Raw genomic sequence first — 21,527 nt, 5'->3', positions numbered from 1 at the left:
ATGGCGGCGGTGAAGGCCACGGCGGTGGCGAAGGTCACGGCGGTGGCGAAGGTCACAGCGGCGGTGAAGGCCACGGCGGTGGCGAAGGTCACAGCGGTGGCGAAGGTCACAGCGGTGGCGAAGGTCACAGCGGTGGCGAAGGTCACAGCGGTGGCGTAGGCCACGGCGGCGGTGAAGGCCACGGAGGTGGTGAAGGCCACGGCAATGGCGGTAGCAGCGGCGCCGGCAACGGTGGTCCTGGTGGCAGTGGTCATGGCGCCGGCGCGGGTGGTGGCAGCGCAGGCGGCAGCGGCGCAGGCAACGGCCATGGCGGAGGTTCCGGCAATGGTGGCGCAGGTAACGGCGGCGCGGGCGGTAACGGCGGTGGCGCCGGTGGTGCGGGTGCAGGCGGTGGTCATGGCGGAGGTTCCGGCAGTGGCGGCGCAGGCGGTGGTGCTGGTGGCGGCAACGGCGGGGCCGGTAGTGGCGGTCATGGCGGCGGCGCAGGTAACGGTGGCGCAGGTGGTAACGGCGGCGGTGCTGGTGGTGCAGGCGCAGGCGGTGGCCATGGCGGAGGTTCTGGCAATGGCGGCGCAGGCGGTGGCGCCGGTGGCGGCAACGGCAACGGCTCAGGTGGCGGCAACGGTGGAGCTGGCAACGGTGGTCACGGCGGCGGTGCGGGTAACGGCGGCGCAGGCGGTAACGGTGGTGGTGCTGGTGGCGCAGGCGCAGGCGGTGGCCACGGCGGAGGTTCTGGCAGTGGCGGTGCGGGCGGTGGTGCTGGTGGCGGCAACGGTGGGGCCGGCAGCGGCGGTCATGGCGGCGGCGCAGGTGGTAACGGTGGCGCAGGCGGCAACGGCGGTGGTGCTGGCGGCGCAGGCGGTGGCGGCAACGGCGGTGGTGCTGGTGGAGCAGGCGCAGGCGGTGGCCATGGCGGAGGTTCCGGCAATGGCGGTGCGGGTGGTGGCAATGGCGGCGGGAACGGCGGCGCAGGCGGTGCCGGCGGCGGTAGCGCAGGCGGCAACGGCGGCGGTGCTGGTGGGGCAGGCGCAGGCGGCGGTCATGGCGGAGGCGCTGGAAGTGGCGGCCCGGGCGCCGGTGGCGGAAACGGCGGCGGTGGTAAGGGCGGCGGCGGTGCTGGTGCCGGTGCAGGCGGCGCGGGTGGTGGCGCTGGTGGCGCCGGTGGTGGTAGCGGTTCAGGCGGTGGAAACGGTGGAAACGGCGGGGCTGGCGGCGGTAAGGGCGGCGGAAACGGCGGGGGTGCTGGTGCCGGTAACGGCGGCGCGGGTGCTGGGGGCGGCAACGGCGGACCCGGCGGAGCCGGCAACGGTGGTCACGGCGGTGGCTTTGGCGGTGGCTTCGGCGGTGGCGGTTTCGGCGGCGGCTTTGGTGGCGGCGGACACGGCGGTGGCTATGGTGGTGGTTCCGGCGGTGGCGGCGGTCACGGTGGCGGCGGCTCGAGGTAATGTGACGAGCTAGCGTCGCTGTCGACGAGTGAGGATGAAGGGACGATCGAAGCACCTGATCGTCCCTTCTTCGCGTTTACGCGGCAATTAGGATTGGCAGACACCATCGCGAGCAATGTCAGCGCAGAGAAAAAAGAATGGCTCGACCCCGGCGCGCTGCTAGAAACCTTGTGTGACGAATACGCGGAGTCGGGCGTTGTGATTTGCCATAAGGGGCGAGAGTGACCTGGCGTGGAATGCGCGAGTTACGGATCGCCGGCGGCACGTTTCAGCACGCTGCCTCTTGGGAGCCGCCGAGCCTGTCAGATTTCTTGTGTTTTGAGGTCATGAGACGATACCGAAAGGAACGCCCTCATGACCCAGCCGTCCGCGAACGTACAGGCGGCTCCCTCACAAACGGCCCAGCAACTCCGCCTTCTTGGCAACGAACTCCTCTTCGCTGAGAATCCCCTTCGCATGCAATTGATGGAGTTTTTCGATGGTGGCGAACACATCGGCCTCGCGGGCGTCCGGCTGAGTGCTGGCGGGCTCCTGCTGTATCGGTGACGATGCCGGTTGGGGAATTCCACCGTCCGAGACCACGGGCAGGCTGGCGACAGCAACCAGGCCGTGCTGGCTCGTGAAGGTGAGAGACCCGCCGCGGGACTGCTGTTGTGAGAAGCCGCTGATCTGGTGATCGAGCGTATCGTAGACCGTCGACTTGCCGTGTACTTCGATCGCCAGGCGCCTGGGCTGCGCGAAGAAGGCATAGCGGACATCGTTCTGCGCGCCGGTGCTGTTGGGCCAGCCGAGATCGGCGGGCCACCAGTCGCCGGAGGTGCCGGGGGCGGCAGGTACAAACAGACTCGCCGGTCCGACCGGTCCCGCTGCTGTCTGCCGCTGGCTGCTGCCGCCGTCGTTTCCATGCTGCCGAGTCCCCTGGCTCTGCGACTGGAAGCTGCCGCTGCGAACCAGGTCGGGCTCGTTCGCGATCAGGCGGGAGAGCTCGGAGCAGAGCGCCTCGACCCTGCCTTTCAGGTGGCTGTTAAACATGTCGGAGACCATGGTCATTCCGCCCCTCATCCACTGGCCGGAGCCGCCGAAGTCGGGGTGATCGAACTGGGCCATACTGCCGTTGCCGCGAATCACGGAGTCCAGCATGCTCGTCACGGCTTCCGTGCTGAACCCGTGTCGCTGGGCAAGTTCTTCGATCAATCGCTGGCCAGACGGGGTGAGTGTTCGCATGATGATCCTTTGACTAGATGCGCGTTCGCTCGCGCCAGGATTCGGAATTCCAACGTTGTCGCTACCGCGCGATCATCGCACGGCTCGATGACAGACGCCGTTGCGGAGTCTGGCATCCAATCGAGACGATGAACTCGATTCGATATGTTTCCGCGTCCCAAGTCGTCACGCCTTTTGCGTGCAAGTTGCGCTATGCAAGTGAACGAGAGGGTGCCTTTCGCGGGACTACGCCGGTCCGCCATAAGTGCTTCTGCATCGTCGGGATGTCACTACGAGCAAGGCGCATTCCAGATCGACCACCGGGGCAATGAATCGAAAGCCCGCTATCCAGCGTCGATCATCGAAAACGCATCTTCAATGCGCGTGAATGAAGGCGCTGACGTCGGCCAGAACCGGTGAGGCCGTGTTCGGCGCCGTCGAGAACGACTCGACGATCGTGTCGTGGCCGTACCCCGGATATTTTTTTAGTTCGACGACGTCGTGATGCACACGCAGCGCGTCGGCGAGACGATCGCTGTTATGCGGATCGACGTCGGTATCCGCCGTGCCGGCGGCGAGCAACATCGGCGGTTCGTGACCGGTGACCAATGCAATGGGCAGCGCCCGATCGCGCAGTGCCGGCGGGAAGATCTCTTCCATGTGAGGGTCGCTCGTCGGGATCGCGGCATACGGGCCCGCGAGTCCGATCATCCCGGCGAGCGAAGTGTTCGAGATGCCGTGCGCGGCCAGATAGCGCGGGTCTGTCGCGAGCATCGCCACCATATGCGCGCCGGAGGAATGTCCCATCACGAAGATGCGCGAGGGGTCGCCGCCGAATTCGCGCACGTGATCGCGCGTCCAGCGCACGGCGGCGGCGGGGTCGTCGAGGAAGCCGGGGAAGACGGCGTCCGGATAGACGCGATAGTCCGCCGCGATCGTGACGATGCCTCGCGCAGCGAGCGCTTCTGCGACGCCGCGCGACTCCGAGCGACGGCCGCTTTGCCAGGCTCCGCCGTAAAAATACACGACGACGGGGTAGTCCGTACGCGTGCGGGGCTCGGGCACATAAACGTCGAGCCGCTGACGGGGGCCCTTGCCGTAGGCGATGCCGCCCGGATCGTAGTGCCTGCGAGCCCGATACGCGATGACGCCGACTGCGCATGCGGCCAGTGACAGTGCAATGAACTTTCGTCTCGCCATGACACGCATGTCGCTATCGGCCCAGGGTTGTGATGGAGATAAACGGTTGCCGCGCGCATGAATCTCGCAGCCTCCGAAGGATGGAGCACGGTCGCGCGTATGACTTCAGTCACCTTGAGATCGAGCCAAGGGGTCGACCCGCTACTTCGCAATTAAACGACGCCTGAAAATGGCTGTACGTGCGGAAGGCATCGTTGAAGTCAACGAGTGACCTGATCGACTTAGTCGAACGTTCCTGTGCGCACCTCGCCGTTGCGCAGGTAGCGGGTGATCAGCACGCCGCGAGGCGTCGTGGTCGACTGCGCCAGAGTGAAGGCGGACGCCAGTGCGTCGTCGCCGAACAAGCGCTTGCCGCTTCCAAGCAGGATGGGGAAAATCTGCAGCCGAAGCTCGTCGACCAAGCCGGCTGCGAGCAGTTGGCGCACCGTGTCGCCGCTGCCGAATGTGAGCAGATCGGCGCCGTCCTGATGTTGAAGCGCGCGTATCGCGTCGGCAGGATCGCCCTCCAGCGCATGACTGTTCTGCCAGTCGACGGTACCCGGCCGATACGTCACTACATGCTTGGGTACGCCGTTGAACTGATCGGCCATGTTGCGATTGGCTGAATCGGCGGGTACGTGTGGCCAGTACGACGCGAATATGTCGTAGGTGCGACGCCCCAGCAGCAGCTCGAACGGTTGAGAGAGCAGGTCCTGCAAGTGTTGGCCGGTGGCTTCGTCCGCATAGGGAACGATCCAGCCACCGAGGCGAAAATCGCCGCTGGGATCTTCTTCGGGCCCGCCAGGGGCTTGAAATACGCCATCCAGACTGATGAAAGCGGAAACAACGAGCTTGCGCATGATGGGCTCCAGGTCGAGGGACACGATCGGTCCGTAGATACGACGAACGAGCCGCATCGGGATCGACAACGATCCCAGCGGCCTCTGCGTGCTGCTGGCCTCGGCCTGAATGAATTGTCAGCCCCATTCGACGTCTGCAAGGCCTCCCTGCGTGGTCCCCCGTACGGAAGCACGGCGGGCCCCCCCTTATGCTGGCGACCAGCCGCTGGGTTTCCTTGACCGGCTCTCGCGGTCAGGCCTGCGTGGTTATCCCCCGATTTCCTGCAGGCCGCCTACTCAAAAGAACAGGGGAGACCGTGAGGCACATCAAAACTTTCGTGTCGCAAATCACGATCAGCGACGACACCTACGCCAAGCTTCTGCGCGTCGGCGAGATCACGCAGCAGAACCCGCACGCGTGGGCCGATGCAATCCTCGCGCGGCTCGCAGGCGACGTAATCAGGGCGGAGGGGAGCCGTGCCACGCGCATCGCCGGTCCGAATCGTTCGAGCTATCGAAACCTGAATGAAATGAGCGAGTGCGGTTCACCCGATTGAGGGCGTCTCGCGCGGATTCGCCCGACGGCAGGCACAATACGCGTCGATGACGCGGCACATGCGCTGCGTCGCTGCAATTCGCCCTCGACGCCTGAATGAACGACAACACTCCTCACCGCCCGGTCGCCGCGCCCGTGCGCGCCGCCAATTCGCAGCGTTTCCTGCTGTTCCTGGTCTGCCTGTTCGCCTCGGCCGGGCAACTCGCCATCGACATCTACGTGCCCGCGCTTCCCGCGATGGCGCGCTTCTTCGAGACCTCGCCACAGGCGATTCAATCGAGCGTCTCCGGCTACATGGCGGCGTATGCGCTGGGCCAACTCGTCTTCGGGCCGATCGCCGATGCTTACGGCAGAAAGCCCGTGCTGGCCTTCGGGCTCGTGATCTTCACGATCGGCTGCCTGCTGTCGCTCGCCGCGCCGAACCTTGAGACCTTCCTTCTCGCGCGTGCCTTGCAGGGCTTCGGTATCGCGACGACGAATCTGCTTGCAAAAGCCATCATCACCGATTCGTTCAAGGGCATCGCGCTCCTGCATGCGTTCACGTACATGGCGATTGCATGGGGACTCGCGCCGATCATCGCGCCCGTGATCGGCGCGCATCTGCAGACGTGGTTCGGCTGGCAGGCGTGCCTCGTCTTCCTGCTGATCTATTCGATCGTGATGTGGGCGCTCGTCTGGCGGTATCGCGAGACCTTGCCCAAGCCCGTGCGTCTCGAGCCGCGCACGCTGATCGCCAACGCCGGCAAGGTGCTGTCGAGCCCGGTGTTTCAAAGCTGCTTCCTGGCGCAGGGCCTGTGCTACAGCATCCTGCTGGTGTTCAACATCATCGGGCCGTTCATGGTGCAGAACACGCTGCACAAGCCGCCGACTTATTTCGGCTACCTCGCGCTCGGCATCGGGATGATGTACTTCCTCGGCGGAATATCGAATCGCGTGCAGGGGGCGCGCTTGCCGACCGCCGAGCAGCGGCTCCTGATCTGCTCGCGCGTGATGGCGGCGAGTTCCATCGTGATGCTCGTGCTCGCGCTGGCGGTCGGCCTGCGCGTCTGGACGCTCGCGACGCCCGTGCTCGTCATGGGCTTCTGCGCAGGCGCGATGTATCCGACGCTGATGGCAAAGGGCAACTCGTTGTTTCCGCATATCGCGGGGCTGACAAGCGCGATTCTCGGCTGCGCGTTGCTGCTGGTCTCGTCGTTGATGATGGGGCTGGCAGGCTTCGTATCCGTTCAGATACTGGCGCCGCTTGCTGCGTTTTTCGTGATTCTTGCGTTCACCGTCGTTTGGATGGTGACGAAGTTGCTGCGGCATCTGACGCAGATGCAGACGGAGACTGCGCAGCGTGGTGCTCAGGCGCTGTAGCCGAAGTTGAATCCCGCGTCGCGACGGCCGCAAAGTGATCGACGGCAAACCGCCGGAAGTTCTCCACAGCCGGGTCGTCCAGTTCCTCGCTCCACGCCAGATCGATGTTCGCGTACGCGTTCGAAGCCCACAGCGGGCGGAACACGACATCGCTGAAACACAATTCCCTCGCCGACGCCGGCACGATCGCCACGCCGATGCCAGCCCTCACCAGCGCGACGATCGTGTGCGTCTGGTCGATGAACTGCACGTAGTCCGCCTGCACGCCCGCCGCCGCGAACAGACCGGCGATCCGGTCGTGGAAATACCTGCCACCCTCGGGCGAATACATCACGAAAGGCGCGCCATCCAGATCCTTCGCGGCGATTCTGCGCCGTTTGGAAAGCGGGTCCGTCGCCAGCATCGCGAGCATGAGCGGCTCGCGCGCCACCGGACAGAACGCGAGGCCTTTCGTCGCGAACTGCGCGCGCATGATGCCCAGGTCGATCTCCCTTGTCTCCAGCGCCTTGACCTGCTGAACCGACACCATCTCCTTCAACACGACCTTGACGCCCGGCAGATTCCTGCGCGCGGCGGACAGCAACTGCGGCATCAGGTAATAGCCCGACACGGCCGTGAACCCCAATGTCACCTGTCCTTCGTCGCCGCGCGCGACGCGGCGCGCTGAGTCCGCGGCCTGGGTGGCGAGCCGCAGGACGCGCACGGCGTCGTGGTAGTACGCGCGTCCGGCGGGCGTCAAACGGACGCTGCGGCTGTTGCGATCGAAGAGGATCAGATCGAGCGCCTGTTCCAGGATCTGGATCTGTCGGCTGAGCGGCGGCTGCGTCATGAACAGACGCGCGGCGGCCCGTCCGAAGTGCAATTCCTCGGCGACCGCGACGAAACAGCGAAGGTGATTCAGTTCGACGATCATGTCAATTTGTGGATTGATCGATGCTTAATATAGCTTAGACCTTAATCGATCACCTGCCTATACTCGTCTTCAACCGATCCGGGAAGAAAGTCGCTCCAAGCATCCCTTCATCCTGCCAGCCCGCCCGCAAAAGGATTCCGCATGCCGTACAACGTTCTCTTGATCAACCCCGTGCTCCCCTCGCTCGACAAGCAACTGAGCGCGCTCTATACGGTTCACCGCTATTACGAACACGCCGACAAAGCCGGTTTCCTGCGCGAAGTCGGCGCCCATATCGAGGGCGTCGTGACCGGTGGCGCAACGGGCATCAGCAACGAGTTGATGGACGCGCTGCCCGCATTGCGCATCGTGGCGGTGAACGGGATCGGCACCGATGCCGTCGACCTCGACCATGCTCGCGCCCGCGGCATCCACGTTTCGACGACGCCGGGCGTGCTCACCGACGACGTCGCCGATCTAGCCATCGGCCTGCTGATCTCCGCCTGCCGCGGCCTGTGCGTCGGCGACGCCTACGTGCGCGGCGGCGAATGGGGCAAGTCCGGCTTGCCGCTCGCCCGCAAGTTCAGCGGCATGAAGGTGGGCATCGTGGGTCTCGGCCGCGTGGGGCGCGCCATCGCGACGCGTGCCACCGCGTTCGGCTGCCCGATCGCTTACACGGACCTGAAGGCGATCGACGGCGTTCCGTACACGTTCGTCGCGAGCCTTCACGACCTCGCGAGCCAGAGCGACGCGCTGGTGCTCGCCGCATCGGCGGATGAGGCTGAAGGGATCATCAATGCGACGGTTCTCGATGCCCTCGGCCCCGACGGCTATCTGATCAACGTCGCGCGCGGCAAGCTCGTGAACGAAGCGGACCTGGTGCAGGCGCTCGCGGCAAAGCGCATCGCGGGCGCGGGCCTCGACGTCTTCGTCGACGAACCCAACGTGCCGGCCGAATTGCTCACGATGAAGAACGTCGTCGTGCAGCCGCATCGTGCGAGTGCGACCGTGCAGACGCGCACCGCGATGGGGGAGATCGTGCTTGCGAGCCTTGCCGCGAGCTTCGCTGGCCGCCGCCCTGAGACCAGCGTGACGCCGTGATGCATTGCCTCTGAGCGCCGTGCGCGCTCGCTCCGACACGACACCATCCCCGAACAAAACAGGGAGGAGACACATGAAGAACCTCGATATCGCGACGTCCGCGCCGCCTGAAACCACGAACGCCACGGCACACGCAGCGGCCAAGGCCAAGGTCGGACATTTCCGCTACTACATCCTCGCGCTGATCTTTTTCGTCACGGTCCTGAACTACGCGGACCGCGCGACGTTATCGATTGCGGGTACGTTCGTCGCGAAGGATCTTGGCCTGTCGGCATCGGCGCTCGGCATCGTGTTCTCGGCGTTCGGCTGGGCGTACGCCATTGGCCAGATTCCCGGCGGCTGGCTGCTCGACCGCTTCGGCGCGAAACGGGTCTACGGTGCGAGCATCGCGCTGTGGTCGATCTTCACGATGACGCAAGGCACGGTCTCCCTCTTCGGCACGGCCGCCTCGGCGACCATCGCGCTCTTCATCATGCGATTCATGCTCGGACTCGTCGAATCGCCGGCGTTTCCGGGCAACGCGCGCGTCGTGGCGACCTGGTTCCCTACCGCCGAGCGCGGCACGGCAAGCGCGCTCTTCAATTCTGCGCAGTATCTGGCGGTCGTCGTCTTTACTCCGCTGATGGCATGGTTCACGCATGCGCTCGGCTGGCACTATGTGTTCTTTTTCATGGGCGGACTGGGGATCGCGGCGGCGTGCGTCTGGTTCCTCGTGATGGACGACCCGCGCACGCATCCGCGCATGAGCCGCGACGAACTCGATTTCATCGCCGCGAACGGCGCGCTCGTCGGGCTGGATGCGGGCGCCGCGAAAGACCGCCGGCGCTTCACGCGGCGCGAGATCAGCACGCTCTTCACGAGCCGCATGCTGTGGGCGATCTACATCGGGCAGTACTGCATCACGGCGCTCACGTATTTCTTCATCACCTGGTTCCCGATCTATCTGATGAAGGAACGCGGCATGAACGTGATGACCGTCGGCATGGTCGCGGCGTTGCCCGCGATCTGCGGGTTCTCCGGAGGCATTCTCGGCGGCATGCTGTCCGACTTCCTGATCCGGCGCGGCGTCTCGGTTTCCGTCGCTCGCAAGACGCCGTTCATGATCGGCATGACGCTCGCGACGGTCGTCATGGCCGCGCCGTTCGCCGTGAGCAATACGGCCGTGGTCATCATCATGTCGCTGGCGTTCTTCGGGAAGGGACTCGGCGCGATCGGCTGGGCCGTTGTATCGGACGTGGCGCCGCGCGAGATGACCGGCTTGAGTGGCGGCGTGTTCAACGGGATCGGCAATACGGCGGGGATCGTGACACCGATCGTGATCGGGTATGTGGTTGCGAGCACGGGCTCGTTCGACCGTGCGCTGTGGTTCGTCGGCGCGCATGGGATCGTCGCGATCCTCGCTTATGGCTTGCTCGCAGGGCGATTCAAGCGCATCGAACTGAAAGCGTGATCCAACGCAGGCCGCGCCAGAAAACAACGAATGGAGACATCAATGAATCGCCATTTTCGCAAACGGGCGAGCGTCGTCGCCCTATGTGCCGCGACCCTCGGTTCGCCGCTCATCGCCCGATCGGCGGCGCCTCAGTTAATCCTGTCGAGCCAGGACGGCAAGGTCATGGTCGTCGACGGGGACACCAGAACGGTAGAAGGACGAGACACGGTCGCGATCATCAAGGTCACCGGCCACCATGCTGAAGTGCTTACCGAGTTCGCCGTGCCAAATTCGGTTTTTGGTCCGCCGGAGTCGGTGGATACGACGCCGGACGGACGGCTCGCCCTCGTCACGGCCGGAGCGAAGAGAGATCCAGCGGACCCGAACAAGACAGCGCTCGACGATCTGGTCAGTGTCGTCGATCTGACCGAGAAGCCGCCGAAGGTCATCGATACCTTGCATGCCGGGCCTGGCGTCGGCGGCATATCGATCAGCCCCGACGGAACGCTGGCGATCGCGGCGTCGCGTTCGGACGGATCGATTACGGTGTTCGGCATCGAAGGCAAGAAGGTCACGCAGACCCAGAAGATCACGCTCGGCGCGAATTCGGGACCGGGCCACGTCGCGTTCACGCCGGACGGCAAACGTGCGCTCGTCACGCGCGACGGCGACCATCGCGTGACGATCCTGGCGATTCAGGCAGGCAAAGTAGAAGTCACGAAGCGCGATCTGTTCCCCGGCCAGCGTCCCAATGGCATCGACGTGAGTGCGAAAGGGGATTTCGCCATCGTGTCGAACATCGGTAAAGGGCAGGGCGACACGGACACGGTCAGCCTGATCGATCTCACCGTCGAACCGCCGCGCGTCGTGGATACGTTGAGCGTCGGACAGACGCCCGAAGGCGTCGCGATCTCGCCGGATGGGAAGCTCGTCGGCGTGACGGTGATGAACGGCACAAACAAGGCAAGCGACTCGCCGTTCTATCATCGCGCGGGCAGTTTCGTGCTGCTGCGGGTCGCGGGCAAGAAGCTGGCGCGCGTGAACGACGTGCCGACCGGTGGCTGGACTCAAGGCGTGGCGTTCACACCCGATGGAAAGACCGTGCTCGTTCAGAACACGATGCAGAAGCAGATCGAAGTGATCGCGATCAACGGTGGCCACGCCGCCGACACAGGCCAGCGACTCCAGTTCGATGCCGCGCCCGGCGGCTTGCGGACGATGCATGCCGCTAGCCGCTAACGACATTCTTCGGATTGCCAGACCAGAACGTAGCAACGTTGTCAAAGAGCTGGTCCGCGAGGGATTGCACCGCTTCGTCACTGGCCCACGCCACATGCGGGGTCAGGATGAAGTTCGGTGCATTCAGTATCGCGTTGAAGGGATGATCGTTCGGAAGCGGCTCCTGTGTGACGACATCGAAGCCCGCCCCCGAAATCCGGCCTGAGGAAAGCGCGCTGACTAGCGCCTCTTCGTTGACGAGACCGCCGCGCGCAGTGTTGATCAGGAGCGGTCGGCGTTCCATCATGCCGAACTCATCGTCCGAAATCAGATCGATCGTCGACGCCATCAACGGACAGTGCAACGTGATGATGTCGCTTCTTCGAAGCATTTCCTCGAATGGCGTGTAGAGCGGCCCCATATCGAGCCGGCCTTTATATGCGGAATACAGGACCTTCATACCGAGCGCCTTCGCAATATCACCGACCGCCCGGCCAAGTGCACCATCTCCGACGATACCAATAGTCGACCCTCGTATATCGCGGATCGGAAAGTCGAAGAAACAGAATTGCCTTGCCGCTTGCCACCTTCCTCGCTGGACTGCGTCGCGATAGGCCACCAAACTTCGGCGCAACGCGAAGATCAACGCGAAGGCATGTTCCGGTACGGTGTTGGTCGCATACTCGCGGATATTGCTGACGATGATCCCGCGACTCTTGCAATATTCCAGATCGACGTTGTCCGTCCCGGTGGCGGCCACGGCAATGAACTTCAGCTTCGATGCAGCGGCGAGGACGTCGGCTTGCAATGGCACCTTGTTGCAGATGACGATATCGGATTCCGCGATTCTTGCGGCAATTTCCTCGCGTGTGGTTTGATCGAAGAGTGTGAGGTCGTGATCGAACGGCAGTTCTTTGAGGACGGTCTGCGGCGAAATGGTCGCGCGATCGAGGAAAACGATTTTCGGGGGCGGAGAAGCATTCATGGTCTGTTCGCTATCGGTAGAGAATTGCTCGGCGTAAATCGGCTTCATTCGTCACCTGGCCCGTGCCTGAGTTGCGCGCGAAACACATCGACGTCCAGCGCTTTTTCCCACTTCGCCACGACGATCGTAGCAATACCATTGCCAATCACGTTGATGAGCGCACCGCCTTCGGAAATGAACCGATACACGCCGAGAACGAGCACGAGGCCAGCGACGGGAATACCAGGAACGGAACTCAGCGTCGCAGCGAGAACGATGAACGCACCGCCGCTCACGCTAGCAGCGCCTTTCGATGTGAGCAGCAGCACGACGAGGAGGGTCAGTTGATGCCCGATGCTGAGCGTGCTGTCGGTGGCTTGCGCGATGAATATCGCGAGCACCGTCATGTTGATGCAACTGCCATCGAGGTTGAAGGAATAGCCAGCCGGCACCACCAGCCCGACCACCGACTTCTCGCATCCAAGCCGCTCGAGTTTTGCCATCAGTCGCGGCAAAGCCGACTCCGACGATGACGTCCCAAGCACGATCAGTAGCTCTTCGCGGATAAAACGGAGGAACGCGATAAGGCTGAAGCCGGCGAGCCTGCACACGATCCCTAGCACGACGAAGACGAAGATCAAGCCGGTCAGATAGTAAGTCAGCAGGAGTTGTCCGTATGAGGCCAGCGACACCACACCGTACTTGCCTATCGTGAATGCGATCGCACCGAACGCACCGATCGGCGAGACATACATCACGATTCGAACCATATTGAAGAACGTGTTCGCACCGGCATCGATCACCGTCAGCAGCGGCTTGCCCCGCTCGCCCAGCATCTGCAGTCCGAATGCGAAGATGATCGAGATGAAAAGCACCTGCAGAATGTCGCCGTCTGCGAAGGCGCCGAATACCGTCGTCGGGATGATGTGCGAGAGAAAGCCCGTTACGCTTTGATCGTGGGCGGCTTTCGTGTAAGCCGCGATGGACGAGACATCGAGCGTGCGCGGATCGATGTGCATGCCGCTGCCCGGCTTCATCACGTTGACGGCAATCAGGCCGATCGCGAGCGCCAGCGTGGTCATCAACTCGAAGTAGATCAGCGACTTGATGCCGACGCGTCCCACCGCCTTGATGTCGCTCATGCTCGCGATGCCGTGCACCACCGTGCAGAAGATCAACGGCGCGATCATCAGCTTGATGAGCTTGAGGAAGTTGTCGCCAAGCGGCTTCATCGCTTCGCCGGCCGTTGGGTAAAAATGTCCGAGCAAGATGCCGATCACCACGGCAATCAGCACCTGAACATAAAGATGCCGATACCAGCGTTTGCGTGAACTTACCGCAGGTTTGGGTACGGCGGGGGCATGCGTCGTAATGCTCATGTTTGTCTCCTTCAATGATGCTTGCTTGGACGCGCGTCGGCTTATGCGCCGTTCATCGCGCTTAAGGTTTGCTTGTTGTTATGGCGTTAATTCCGAAATCTCGATCAGGTTCAGATCGGGATCTCGCACATAGACGGAGCGAATCTTCTGCGTTGCTCCTGTGCGCTCGACAGGCCCTTCAAGGATCGGCCACCCGCAACGTTCGAGATGCGCGGTCACTTCGTCGAGCGGTACGGTCGCGATAAAGCAGAGATCGAGTGCGCCGGGAACGGGAAGATGCGCCGTGGGCTCGAATTCCTCGCCGCGCACGTGAACGTTGATCTTCTGATTGCCGAATCGAAAGGCCACGCGTCCAGCACCGAAGGGTTCGAGGCGCATCTGCAGGACTTCGGTGTAGAAGTGCTTCGTCGCATCGAGATCGACGCAGGTCAGCACGACGTGATCAATATGATCGATCAGCGGCATGTCACGCACCCTCGACGAACGCGCGTTGCTCGGGCAAACCGTCTGCGGTGAGGCATGGTTGCGCGTGCAGATCGAGACGTCGTCCGGCCTTGAGAAGTTGGCTCGGCACATCGTGGCCGATCAAACCGGGCAAGCGTGCCGAAGCGTCGAGAATGGCGGCGAGATCGACGGCGGTGTCGTATCCGTCGAGTTCGAGCATGTGCACGAGTTCTTCGGTGCAGACGTTGCCCGTTGCACCCGGCGCATACGGGCAGCCGCCCAGCCCGCCCAGCGATGCATCGAAGCGGTCCACGCCGGCGGCGAGCGCCGCGAGCGTGTTGGCCAGCGCCATGCCACGTGTATTGTGGAAATGCAGTGTGAGTTCGAGCGAAGCGAAGCGTACTCTTGCCGCCGCGCACAATGCACTAACTTGCGATGGAAACGCCATGCCGGTGGTATCGCAAAGCGTCACGCCGTGCACGCCCAGATCGGCGAAACGCTGCATCCAGCGCAACACGTCTTCCTGCTGGATGTCGCCTTCCATCGGGCATCCCATCGCGGTGGAGAGCGACACATTGATCGCCACATCCGTCTTGTTCACTACGCTGATGACATCTCGCAGTTGCGCAAATGACTGCTCGCGGCTCATGCGCAGATTCGTGCGATTGTGGCTCTCGCTCACCGACATCACGAGGTTCACTTCATCGACGCCGCACGACAGCGCGCGCTCCGCGCCACGCACATTCGGTACGAGGACCGTATAGGTCACGCCTTTGCGGCGCTGAATGCCGTGCATGACTGCTTCGGCGTCACGCAAAGCGGGAATCGCCTTCGGAGACGTGAAGGAAGTGACTTCGATCTTTGCGTAACCGCACGCGCTCAGGTGATCGATAAGGGCGATCTTCGTTTCCGTGTCGACGAAACGCGCTTCGTTTTGAAACCCGTCGCGCGTGGCGACTTCTTGAATATAAACACGCTTGCTGCTCATATCGGGCTCCCTTTCAGATGATGCCGCGCGCACGCCATGCGCCGCGCGTTTCGATGTCGATGCCGAGGCTGTCCAACACCTGGTCCGTGTGCTCCCCAAGCGTCGGTGCGGCCGTGCGCACTTCACCGGGCGTCTCGCTCAACTTGGGAACGATGCCGGGCAGTTGCACCGGCGTGCCGTCGGGCAAGTGCGCGTCGAGAATCATGTCGCGCGCGCGGTAGTGCGGATCGGCTGCGATGTCGGCGACGTCGTAGATTTTTCCGGCGGGAATGCGCGCTTCGTTGAGCGCGACGAGCACTTCGTCGAGCGTATGGCGATGCGTCCATGCGCCGATCGCCGCGTCGAGCCGCGCGACGTTTTGCACGCGGCCATCGTTGCGGGCGAGCGCGGGATCGTCGGCGAGATCGGGGCGTCCGATCAGCTCCATCAGCCGGCGGAAGATGCTGTCGCCGTTGCCCGCGATCAGCGCGAATTTGCCATCGCTGCATCGGTATGCGTTGGAGGGCGCGATGCCCGGAAGACTGCTGCCCGCCGCCTGACGGACCGCGCCGAATGCTGCATATTCGGGCAGCAGGCTCTCCATCATGTTGAAGACGGACTCGTAAAGCGCGACGTCGATCATCTGCCCCACACCACCGTTCTGATCGCGATGACGCAGCGCGAGAAGAATGCCGATCACACCATGCAGGGCGGATAGCGAATCGCCGATTGAGATGCCCACGCGCACCGGTGTCCGGCCCGGCTCGCCGCTCAAGTGACGCAAGCCGCCCATCGCCTCGGCGACCACGCCGAAACCCGGGCGATCGCGATACGGTCCGGTCTGGCCGTATCCCGAGACACGCAACATGACGAGGCCCGGATTCAGCGCGTGCAGTTCGTCCCAGCCAAGGTTCCAGCCCTCGAGCGTACCGGGGCGAAAATTTTCGATCAGCACGTCGCTTTGCGCGACGAGTTTGCGCACCACGTCCTGGCCTTCCGGCGAGCGCAGATCGAGCGTGACCGATTCCTTGTTGCGCGACTGCGCGGCCCACCAGACCGACGTGCCGTCGTGCAGCAGCCGCCACTTGCGCAGCGGGTCGCCCGCGACCGGCGGTTCGATCTTGATGACATGCGCGCCGAATTCGGCGAGCATTTTTCCTGCGAACGGACCCGCAATGAGCTGGCCCATTTCGAGCACGCGGATACCTTGAAGCGGCTTCGTCATGGTTGTCTCCTAGGAAGCGTCGTTTTGTTGACGCCCACTTTGGGACAAACCGCGTGCCGTGAAAATCAATGAATTTTCAATGACCCTTTCCGATCCGGAAAGGGTCCGGGGCGATCTCAGGTCGCCGTGCGTCCGGACAGGAAGTCGAAGAGACGGGCGGCTTCAGCCGACAACGATTCGCGCGACCGGGCACCGATCCACAACGTGCGTTCGGCCCACGCGTCGGTGAGGATCACGGGCCGGAGCCCCGCCGCCAGAATCTCGTTACGCACGGCCGCTTCGGGAAGCACGCCGATGCCAAGACCGTTTTCGATCATCCGGCAGATGCCGTCGAAGCTGCTGACCTGGATGCGAACCTTGAGGGTGCGCTCGGCGCTGAACGCGGCATCGAGCAATCGCGCGAGTAAAGAGCTGCCCTCGTTGAGCCCGACGTACTCGTAATCCAGCGTGTCGACGAAAGCAACTTGCTTCAAGCCTGACAGAGGATGATCGTTTGGAACGAGGAGGACGAGTTTGTCTTTCCGATAGACCGCCTTTTCGATGCCAGGGGACAAAACGTTGTCCGCGTAAATACCGATGTCGGCACGGCCGTTGCCGATGGCGTCGACCACCTCCGAGCTCAAGCGCTCTTCCAGCGAGATCTTGACGCTCGGGTTGTCGTCGAGAAATTGCCGGACGTCGCGCGGCAGGAACTGAACGATCGACGAGGTATTGGCCCAGACGCGCACATGTCCACGCACGCCGATTGCGTAGTCGCTCATCTCGTTGGCCATGCGGTTGACGCGATCCACGACCTGCCGGGCATGAACTAACAGGCCTTTTCCGGCGGGCGTCAGCTCGATGCCGCGTGGCAGGCGCTGGAAAAGCATGCAATCTGTGTTGCGTTCGAGATCCGCTATGCGCTTGCTGACGGCCGACAGCGTCATGCTGGTTTGTTCGGCCGCCTTTGTCAGGCTGCCGAGTTCGGCTACGACGATGAAAATGCGCAGGGAATGGAGGTCGTAGTGGAATTGGCTCGTCATGACGCATGACCTCGAGTGCGAGGCGCCTCCGCCCGAGGCCGCCGGTCGCGTCACTATAATGGAACGCGAATCGCGAGCGAAGACCGTGAAGCGCCGCATCCGGCGGCACATCGTTCAGCCCCGATCCGACCCTTGCGCCCGATGTGCGAATATGCGCACACAAGTCGCGTCTCAAAAACGGTAAACTAACTGCAGGGATCGTGCTCGCGCGCGTTCCAACGCTTTTTACATAAGGAGGGACAGGTTCGTGGCTAACGAAAAGATGCTGGCGCAAATGGCTGAGAAGCAGGGTTTCATCGCGGCTCTGGATCAAAGCGGCGGTTCGACGCCTGGCGCGCTGCGGCAGTACGGTATTGCGGAAGACGCCTACAACGGCGACGCCGAGATGTTCAAGCTGATGCATGAAATGCGCGTGCGCATCATCACGGCGCCGTCGTTCACGGGAGAAAAGGTGATCGGCGCGATCCTCTTCGAAGCCACCATGGACGGTCAGGCGAACGGCAAGCCGGTGCCTGCGTTCCTGTGGGAAGACAGGGGTGTGGTGCCGTTCCTGAAGGTCGACAAGGGCCTCGAAGCGGAAGCCGACGGCGTGCAGCTCATGAAGCCGAATCCCGGCCTTGACGCGCTGCTGGAACGCGCGGCGAAGCTGGGCATCTTCGGCACGAAGATGCGTTCGGTGATCCACCAGGCGAACGAGAAGGGCATCGCCGCCGTGGTGAAGCAGCAGTTTGAAGTGGGTGCGCAGATCATCGGACACGGTCTCGTGCCGATCCTCGAACCCGAAGTGTCGATCAAGAGCCCGGACAAGAAGGGCGCGGAAAGGATCCTGCGCGATGAATTGCTCAAGGGTCTGGAGGCGCTGCCGGAATCGAGCCAGGTGATGATCAAGCTGACCATTCCCGACGAAACGGACCTCTATCGTCCGCTGATCGAGCATCCGCGTGTCGTGCGCGTGGTGGCGCTGTCGGGCGGCTATTCGCGCAGCGATGCGTGCAAGCGTCTTGCCGAAAACCACGGCATGATCGCGAGCTTCTCGCGCGCGCTCATCAACGAGCTGAAGAAGTCGATGAGCGACGAGGAGTTCAACAAGACGCTCGCAGACTCCATCGACGAAATCTACGGCGCGTCGGTCGAGAAGGTCTGACGCTTCGACGTGGTTCAAGCGCGCCGTCAATTCGACGGCGCGTTTTTTTCAGTCCACGTATTCTTCTGCTCATTGCCGCAAGTGTCCCGAGTTGCGGATAGCCCCCATTTCCAGAAGGAACGATCTGTGCCTTGCGTGGTCGTATGGCTGATGAAACCGCAGCGGGAAATGTGATGCAATTCGACAAGCAGCAAGAGAAACTCGGCCGGAGTAACGCGAAGCTTGGCCTGGGTGGACCGGGCTTGCCAGGCAAGATCCTGACGATCGTAGTGGGTGCGGCGCTGCTGGTCGCGGCCTTGATGGTATCGCTACTGATGCTGGCCATCGTGCTGGCCGTGGGAGTGGTGGTAGGCGGCTACTTCTGGTGGAAAACGCGCGATCTGCGCAAGCAGATGCGTGCGCGGATGGACGAGCAGATCAACGAACGGATGCACCAGCCGACGCACGAAAGACCCGGCGAGCGAGTGGTCAAAGGCGGCGAAATCGAGGACGTCGAGTTCGAAGACAAGACCCGGCATTGACAAGAAGAAGTGGGGGAAAATCTCCCCCACTCATCGTTTACTTCTTCGCTTCGGCATAACGCCGCGCGACTTCCTTCCAGTCGATCACATTGAAGAACGCCGCGATATATTCCGGCCGGCGGTTCTCATACTTCAAGTAATACGCGTGCTCCCACACGTCGAGCCCGAGAATCGGCATATTGCCCGAGCCGATGCCCGCCATGAGCGAACTATCCTGATTGCCCGTGCTCTCGACGGCGAGCTTGCCCCCTGCATCGACGCTGAGCCATGCCCAGCCGCTACCGAAGCGCGTGAGCGCGGCTTTGGTGAAGGCGTCCTTGAAGGCATCGAATCCGCCGAGGTCGGCATCGATCGCCTGCGCGACTTCGCCTTCCGGTTTGCCGCCACCTTGCGGGGACATGATCGTCCAGAAAAGACTATGGTTCGCATGCCCGCCGCCGTTGTTGCGCACCGGCGTGCGAACCGCTTCGGGCAGCGAGTCGATCTGCGCGATCAGTCGTTCGACCGGCAGGTTCGCATGCTCCGAGTTTTCCAGCGCGGCGTTGAGGTTGTTGACGTAAGTCTGATGATGCTTCGTGTAATGCACTTCCATCGTGCGCGTGTCGATGTTGGGTTCGAGTGCATCGTACGCGTAAGGCAGGGGAGGCAGTGAATAAGCCATTTGCGAATCTCCTTTTCTGACGATGAGAGGAATCAATGCCGGGCCGGGCCGCTGGCGGAAAGCGCCAGACTGGCGTCGTCGAGGGTCCGTGCAATGAGGGGATGCAGCTCATAACGGGCGAGGTGACGAATCAGTGCGACGTGGGTTTCGCGGCTGTGACGGAGGGCGATCCGCCGAAGCGTGGCGGGACGTTCCGCGTTAAGTGACAGCGCGATCAGGAATTCGTGGGCTTGGCAAAGCAGGCGCGCGGCGTCGTCGTGATTACCTTGGTCGGCGTGAAGATCGGCGAGGTTTTGGTGAGAGACGACGAGCGCCGCGATGCAGTCTTCGTCGCGCCCGGGCGGAGGCGCTTCGATGAGGCGGCGCGCAATAGTCAGCGCGCGCTCGTATGCAGTGAATGCCGTTGCTTTCTGCTGTTCGCTTGCGGCATTCATGCCCTGCCGCGTGAGCGCTTCCCAAAGCGAAAGACTCGGGCCGTTGGCGACCGGGTTGTAACCGCCTGAGTGTTGAATCCTTTCGTGCATGACGCAGGCTCCTGTGCAAGAGCCCTTTGCGTCGACCGGAATGCCTGCGTACTCGGGTTGATCAATGATAACCAGTATCGGATGAGTCTGCACGCGGGTCGCTTTGATCGCCGCTTATGGAGCGTCAAATCCACTGGTCGTTCTCTACGGTGCGCCCGCTCGTTGCACCGTCGCCCGTGTTGAGCACGCCTCGCGGCTCGATCAGCAACAGCTTCACTTCCGCATCGGCGCAAGGCTTGTGTTCGACGCCCTTCGGGACGACCGCCATCTGGCCGGCGCGCAGCACGATCGAACCGTCGCCCGACGGCCCGTCGCGAAAGTCGATACGCAGTTCGCCTTCGAGCACGACGAAGGTTTCGTCGGTGTCGGAATGCCTATGCCAGACGAACTCACCTTTCACCTTCACGACCTTGAACTGGTAGTCGTTCATCTCGGTGACGACGCGTGGTTGCCAGTGGCCGTCGATCTGCGTGATCTTGCTGAGCAGGTCGATGCTCTGGCACTGGCCGCGCCCGGCAGGCACGCTGAAGTGGTTCGAGGATTGGGACATCGTTATCTCCGTTCAAGGGTCGATGCGTCCAGGGTACGCATGTTCCTTGCGGCCGTATTGAACGATCGTGGGTGTTTTCAGGCGCCCGCAACCTGGAGCCAGCGCCCTGGTGTAAGCCCGAAGGTCTTTGCGAAGTGCCGGGTCATGTGGCTTTGATCGGCGAAACCCGCAGCCGCTGCGGCGTGAGCGAGCGAGGTGCCAGCGAGCAGCATGCGGCGCACGGCATCGAGGCGCCGCATCGTCAGGTAACGGTATGGGCTCGTGCCGAAGAACAGGCGAAAGTCGTTCGACAGACTCCAGCGATCGCGGCCTGTTGCTGCCTCGAGTTCGTCGAGCGTAACGTTGCGCGCGCAATTCGCGTGCAGGTATTCGCGTGCGCGTCGCGCCGCGAGGAAGTCGCCTTTCGGGCGTCTCACGGGCGTGCCGGCAACTGCGGCTAGCGCGTGCGCCAGTTCGGCGAGCGCATTGCTCTGTTCGAGCGGCTCGATCGTGTACCCGACGTTCTGCAGCAACGTCGCGGTCGCCGCTGCCAGGCGCGGATCGCTCGTCACGCCTCCTTCGAGGAACGGCAGTTCGCGTCCGCCGAGCGCGTCCTGGAAGAGCGCGGGTTCGACGTAGATCATCCGGTACTGGAATCCTTCGTCGGTGCCGGCCTGGCCGTCGTGAGCCTCGTCCGGATGCAGGACGAGCGTGTTGCCGGGCAGGCTGTTTCGCTGGCCGCGCCGATAACTGAAGCTCTGGACGCCGGCGAGCGTGCGGCCGATCGCATAGGTATCGTGGCGGTGCATCGCATACGCGTTGCCGTGAAAGCACGCCTCGATGCGCTCGATGCCTTCTATCGGCTCGGCGCGCTTCACCCAATTACGGGACGGGAGCGGTGTTTGTCGGTTCATGATCGATGG

The 21,527-nt window shown here is 63.0% G+C and carries 23 protein-coding genes; 8 read left to right on the top strand and 15 right to left on the bottom strand.

Going from position 1 to position 21,527, the window contains the following annotated elements:
• The coding region (locus AWB67_RS42980; protein WP_268807978.1) for a hypothetical protein at positions 1 to 254 on the bottom strand (254 nt) is incomplete at its 3' end.
• Between AWB67_RS42980 and AWB67_RS41380 the strand changes: the two genes are divergently transcribed.
• Entirely contained in the window at positions 241 to 1,458 is a 1,218-nt protein-coding gene (locus AWB67_RS41380; protein WP_235025067.1) for a hypothetical protein, read from the top strand. The two genes, AWB67_RS42980 and AWB67_RS41380, sit on opposite strands and share 14 nt — an antisense overlap.
• 377 nt (positions 1,459 to 1,835) lie before the next feature.
• On the opposite strand, the gene AWB67_RS06995 is transcribed toward AWB67_RS41380, so the two are convergent.
• The 3 genes from AWB67_RS06995 to AWB67_RS06985 all read right to left on the bottom strand — a co-directional run bounded on the left by AWB67_RS06995 (position 1,836) and on the right by AWB67_RS06985 (position 4,687).
• Positions 1,836 to 2,669 (bottom strand): SHOCT domain-containing protein, encoded by an 834-nt coding sequence (locus AWB67_RS06995; RefSeq protein WP_087655505.1) that lies wholly within the window; start codon positions 2,667 to 2,669, stop codon positions 1,836 to 1,838.
• A gap of 354 nt (positions 2,670 to 3,023) precedes the next feature.
• Positions 3,024 to 3,848 carry an alpha/beta hydrolase gene (locus tag AWB67_RS06990; protein ID WP_087655525.1) on the bottom strand — a complete coding sequence of 275 codons (825 nt, stop codon included), beginning with the start codon at positions 3,846 to 3,848 and terminating at the stop codon, positions 3,024 to 3,026.
• Positions 3,849 to 4,069: 221 nt separating this feature from the next.
• Entirely contained in the window at positions 4,070 to 4,687 is a 618-nt protein-coding gene (locus AWB67_RS06985) for a dihydrofolate reductase family protein (RefSeq protein ID WP_087655524.1), read from the bottom strand.
• A 296-nt stretch (positions 4,688 to 4,983) separates the two neighbouring features.
• On the opposite strand from AWB67_RS06985, the gene AWB67_RS06980 reads away from it, so the two are divergent.
• The gene (locus AWB67_RS06980; protein ID WP_087655504.1) at positions 4,984 to 5,223 is read left to right on the top strand and encodes a hypothetical protein; all 240 of its coding nucleotides are present in this window, start codon (positions 4,984 to 4,986) and stop codon (positions 5,221 to 5,223) included.
• Positions 5,224 to 5,318: 95 nt separating this feature from the next.
• Positions 5,319 to 6,581: a multidrug effflux MFS transporter gene (locus tag AWB67_RS06975; RefSeq protein ID WP_087655503.1), complete on the top strand. Its 1,263-nt coding sequence runs from the start codon at positions 5,319 to 5,321 to the stop codon at positions 6,579 to 6,581.
• Here the strand turns inward: AWB67_RS06975 and AWB67_RS06970 are convergent.
• The gene (locus AWB67_RS06970) at positions 6,493 to 7,494 is read right to left on the bottom strand and encodes a LysR family transcriptional regulator (RefSeq protein WP_087655502.1); all 1,002 of its coding nucleotides are present in this window, start codon (positions 7,492 to 7,494) and stop codon (positions 6,493 to 6,495) included. The genes AWB67_RS06975 and AWB67_RS06970 overlap by 89 nt on opposite strands.
• Before the next feature lie 141 nt (positions 7,495 to 7,635).
• On the opposite strand from AWB67_RS06970, the gene AWB67_RS06965 reads away from it, so the two are divergent.
• The 3 genes from AWB67_RS06965 (at position 7,636) to AWB67_RS06955 (ending at position 11,245) form a co-directional block, all read left to right on the top strand.
• Positions 7,636 to 8,574 (top strand): 2-hydroxyacid dehydrogenase, encoded by a 939-nt coding sequence (locus tag AWB67_RS06965; RefSeq protein ID WP_087655501.1) that lies wholly within the window; start codon positions 7,636 to 7,638, stop codon positions 8,572 to 8,574.
• Between the two features lie 73 nt (positions 8,575 to 8,647).
• Entirely contained in the window at positions 8,648 to 10,024 is a 1,377-nt protein-coding gene (locus tag AWB67_RS06960) for an MFS transporter (RefSeq protein ID WP_087655500.1), read from the top strand.
• Positions 10,025 to 10,066: 42 nt separating this feature from the next.
• A complete protein-coding gene (locus tag AWB67_RS06955) occupies positions 10,067 to 11,245 on the top strand; it encodes a YncE family protein (RefSeq protein ID WP_159964806.1) in 1,179 nt (392 codons plus the stop codon).
• On the opposite strand, the gene AWB67_RS06950 is transcribed toward AWB67_RS06955, so the two are convergent.
• The 6 genes from AWB67_RS06950 to AWB67_RS06925 form a co-directional block, all read right to left on the bottom strand.
• Complete coding sequence (locus AWB67_RS06950) at positions 11,235 to 12,209, bottom strand: D-2-hydroxyacid dehydrogenase (protein WP_087655523.1); 975 nt, start codon at positions 12,207 to 12,209, stop codon at positions 11,235 to 11,237. The two genes, AWB67_RS06955 and AWB67_RS06950, sit on opposite strands and share 11 nt — an antisense overlap.
• Before the next feature lie 44 nt (positions 12,210 to 12,253).
• Positions 12,254 to 13,567 carry a dicarboxylate/amino acid:cation symporter gene (locus AWB67_RS06945; protein WP_087655498.1) on the bottom strand — a complete coding sequence of 438 codons (1,314 nt, stop codon included), beginning with the start codon at positions 13,565 to 13,567 and terminating at the stop codon, positions 12,254 to 12,256.
• Positions 13,568 to 13,645: 78 nt separating this feature from the next.
• On the bottom strand, positions 13,646 to 14,032 hold the full coding sequence (locus tag AWB67_RS06940) for a VOC family protein (protein WP_087655497.1): 387 nt from the start codon (positions 14,030 to 14,032) through the stop codon (positions 13,646 to 13,648).
• A gap of 1 nt (position 14,033) precedes the next feature.
• Positions 14,034 to 14,999, bottom strand: a complete 966-nt coding sequence (locus AWB67_RS06935) for a hydroxymethylglutaryl-CoA lyase (protein WP_087655496.1) — start codon at positions 14,997 to 14,999, stop codon at positions 14,034 to 14,036.
• Between the two features lie 13 nt (positions 15,000 to 15,012).
• Complete coding sequence (locus AWB67_RS06930; protein ID WP_087655495.1) at positions 15,013 to 16,203, bottom strand: CaiB/BaiF CoA transferase family protein; 1,191 nt, start codon at positions 16,201 to 16,203, stop codon at positions 15,013 to 15,015.
• A gap of 116 nt (positions 16,204 to 16,319) precedes the next feature.
• Positions 16,320 to 17,225, bottom strand: coding sequence for a LysR family transcriptional regulator (locus tag AWB67_RS06925; protein WP_087655494.1), 906 nt, complete (start codon positions 17,223 to 17,225; stop codon positions 16,320 to 16,322).
• Positions 17,226 to 17,472: 247 nt separating this feature from the next.
• Between AWB67_RS06925 and AWB67_RS06920 the strand changes: the two genes are divergently transcribed.
• Together AWB67_RS06920 and AWB67_RS06915 are read left to right on the top strand one after the other, a co-directional pair.
• Complete coding sequence (locus AWB67_RS06920; protein ID WP_087655493.1) at positions 17,473 to 18,369, top strand: fructose bisphosphate aldolase; 897 nt, start codon at positions 17,473 to 17,475, stop codon at positions 18,367 to 18,369.
• Positions 18,370 to 18,542: 173 nt separating this feature from the next.
• Positions 18,543 to 18,890: a hypothetical protein gene (locus tag AWB67_RS06915; protein WP_087655522.1), complete on the top strand. Its 348-nt coding sequence runs from the start codon at positions 18,543 to 18,545 to the stop codon at positions 18,888 to 18,890.
• A gap of 37 nt (positions 18,891 to 18,927) precedes the next feature.
• Here AWB67_RS06915 and AWB67_RS06910 read toward each other — a convergent pair whose 3' ends face one another.
• From AWB67_RS06910 to AWB67_RS06895, 4 genes are all read right to left on the bottom strand, one after another.
• Positions 18,928 to 19,551, bottom strand: a complete 624-nt coding sequence (locus AWB67_RS06910; RefSeq protein WP_087655492.1) for a superoxide dismutase — start codon at positions 19,549 to 19,551, stop codon at positions 18,928 to 18,930.
• A 32-nt stretch (positions 19,552 to 19,583) separates the two neighbouring features.
• A complete protein-coding gene (locus AWB67_RS06905; protein WP_087655491.1) occupies positions 19,584 to 20,075 on the bottom strand; it encodes a DUF2753 family protein in 492 nt (163 codons plus the stop codon).
• A 124-nt stretch (positions 20,076 to 20,199) separates the two neighbouring features.
• Complete coding sequence (locus tag AWB67_RS06900) at positions 20,200 to 20,625, bottom strand: cupin domain-containing protein (protein ID WP_087655490.1); 426 nt, start codon at positions 20,623 to 20,625, stop codon at positions 20,200 to 20,202.
• A 77-nt stretch (positions 20,626 to 20,702) separates the two neighbouring features.
• Positions 20,703 to 21,518, bottom strand: a complete 816-nt coding sequence (locus tag AWB67_RS06895; RefSeq protein ID WP_087655489.1) for an AraC family transcriptional regulator — start codon at positions 21,516 to 21,518, stop codon at positions 20,703 to 20,705.
• Positions 21,519 to 21,527: the final 9 nt, after the last annotated feature.

The sequence above is a fragment of the Caballeronia terrestris genome (assembly GCF_001544515.1).
GTDB lineage: Bacteria > Pseudomonadota > Gammaproteobacteria > Burkholderiales > Burkholderiaceae > Caballeronia > Caballeronia terrestris.
Note: the sequence above shows the minus strand (reverse complement) of the source record. Positions and strands in the feature narration are given on the sequence as shown.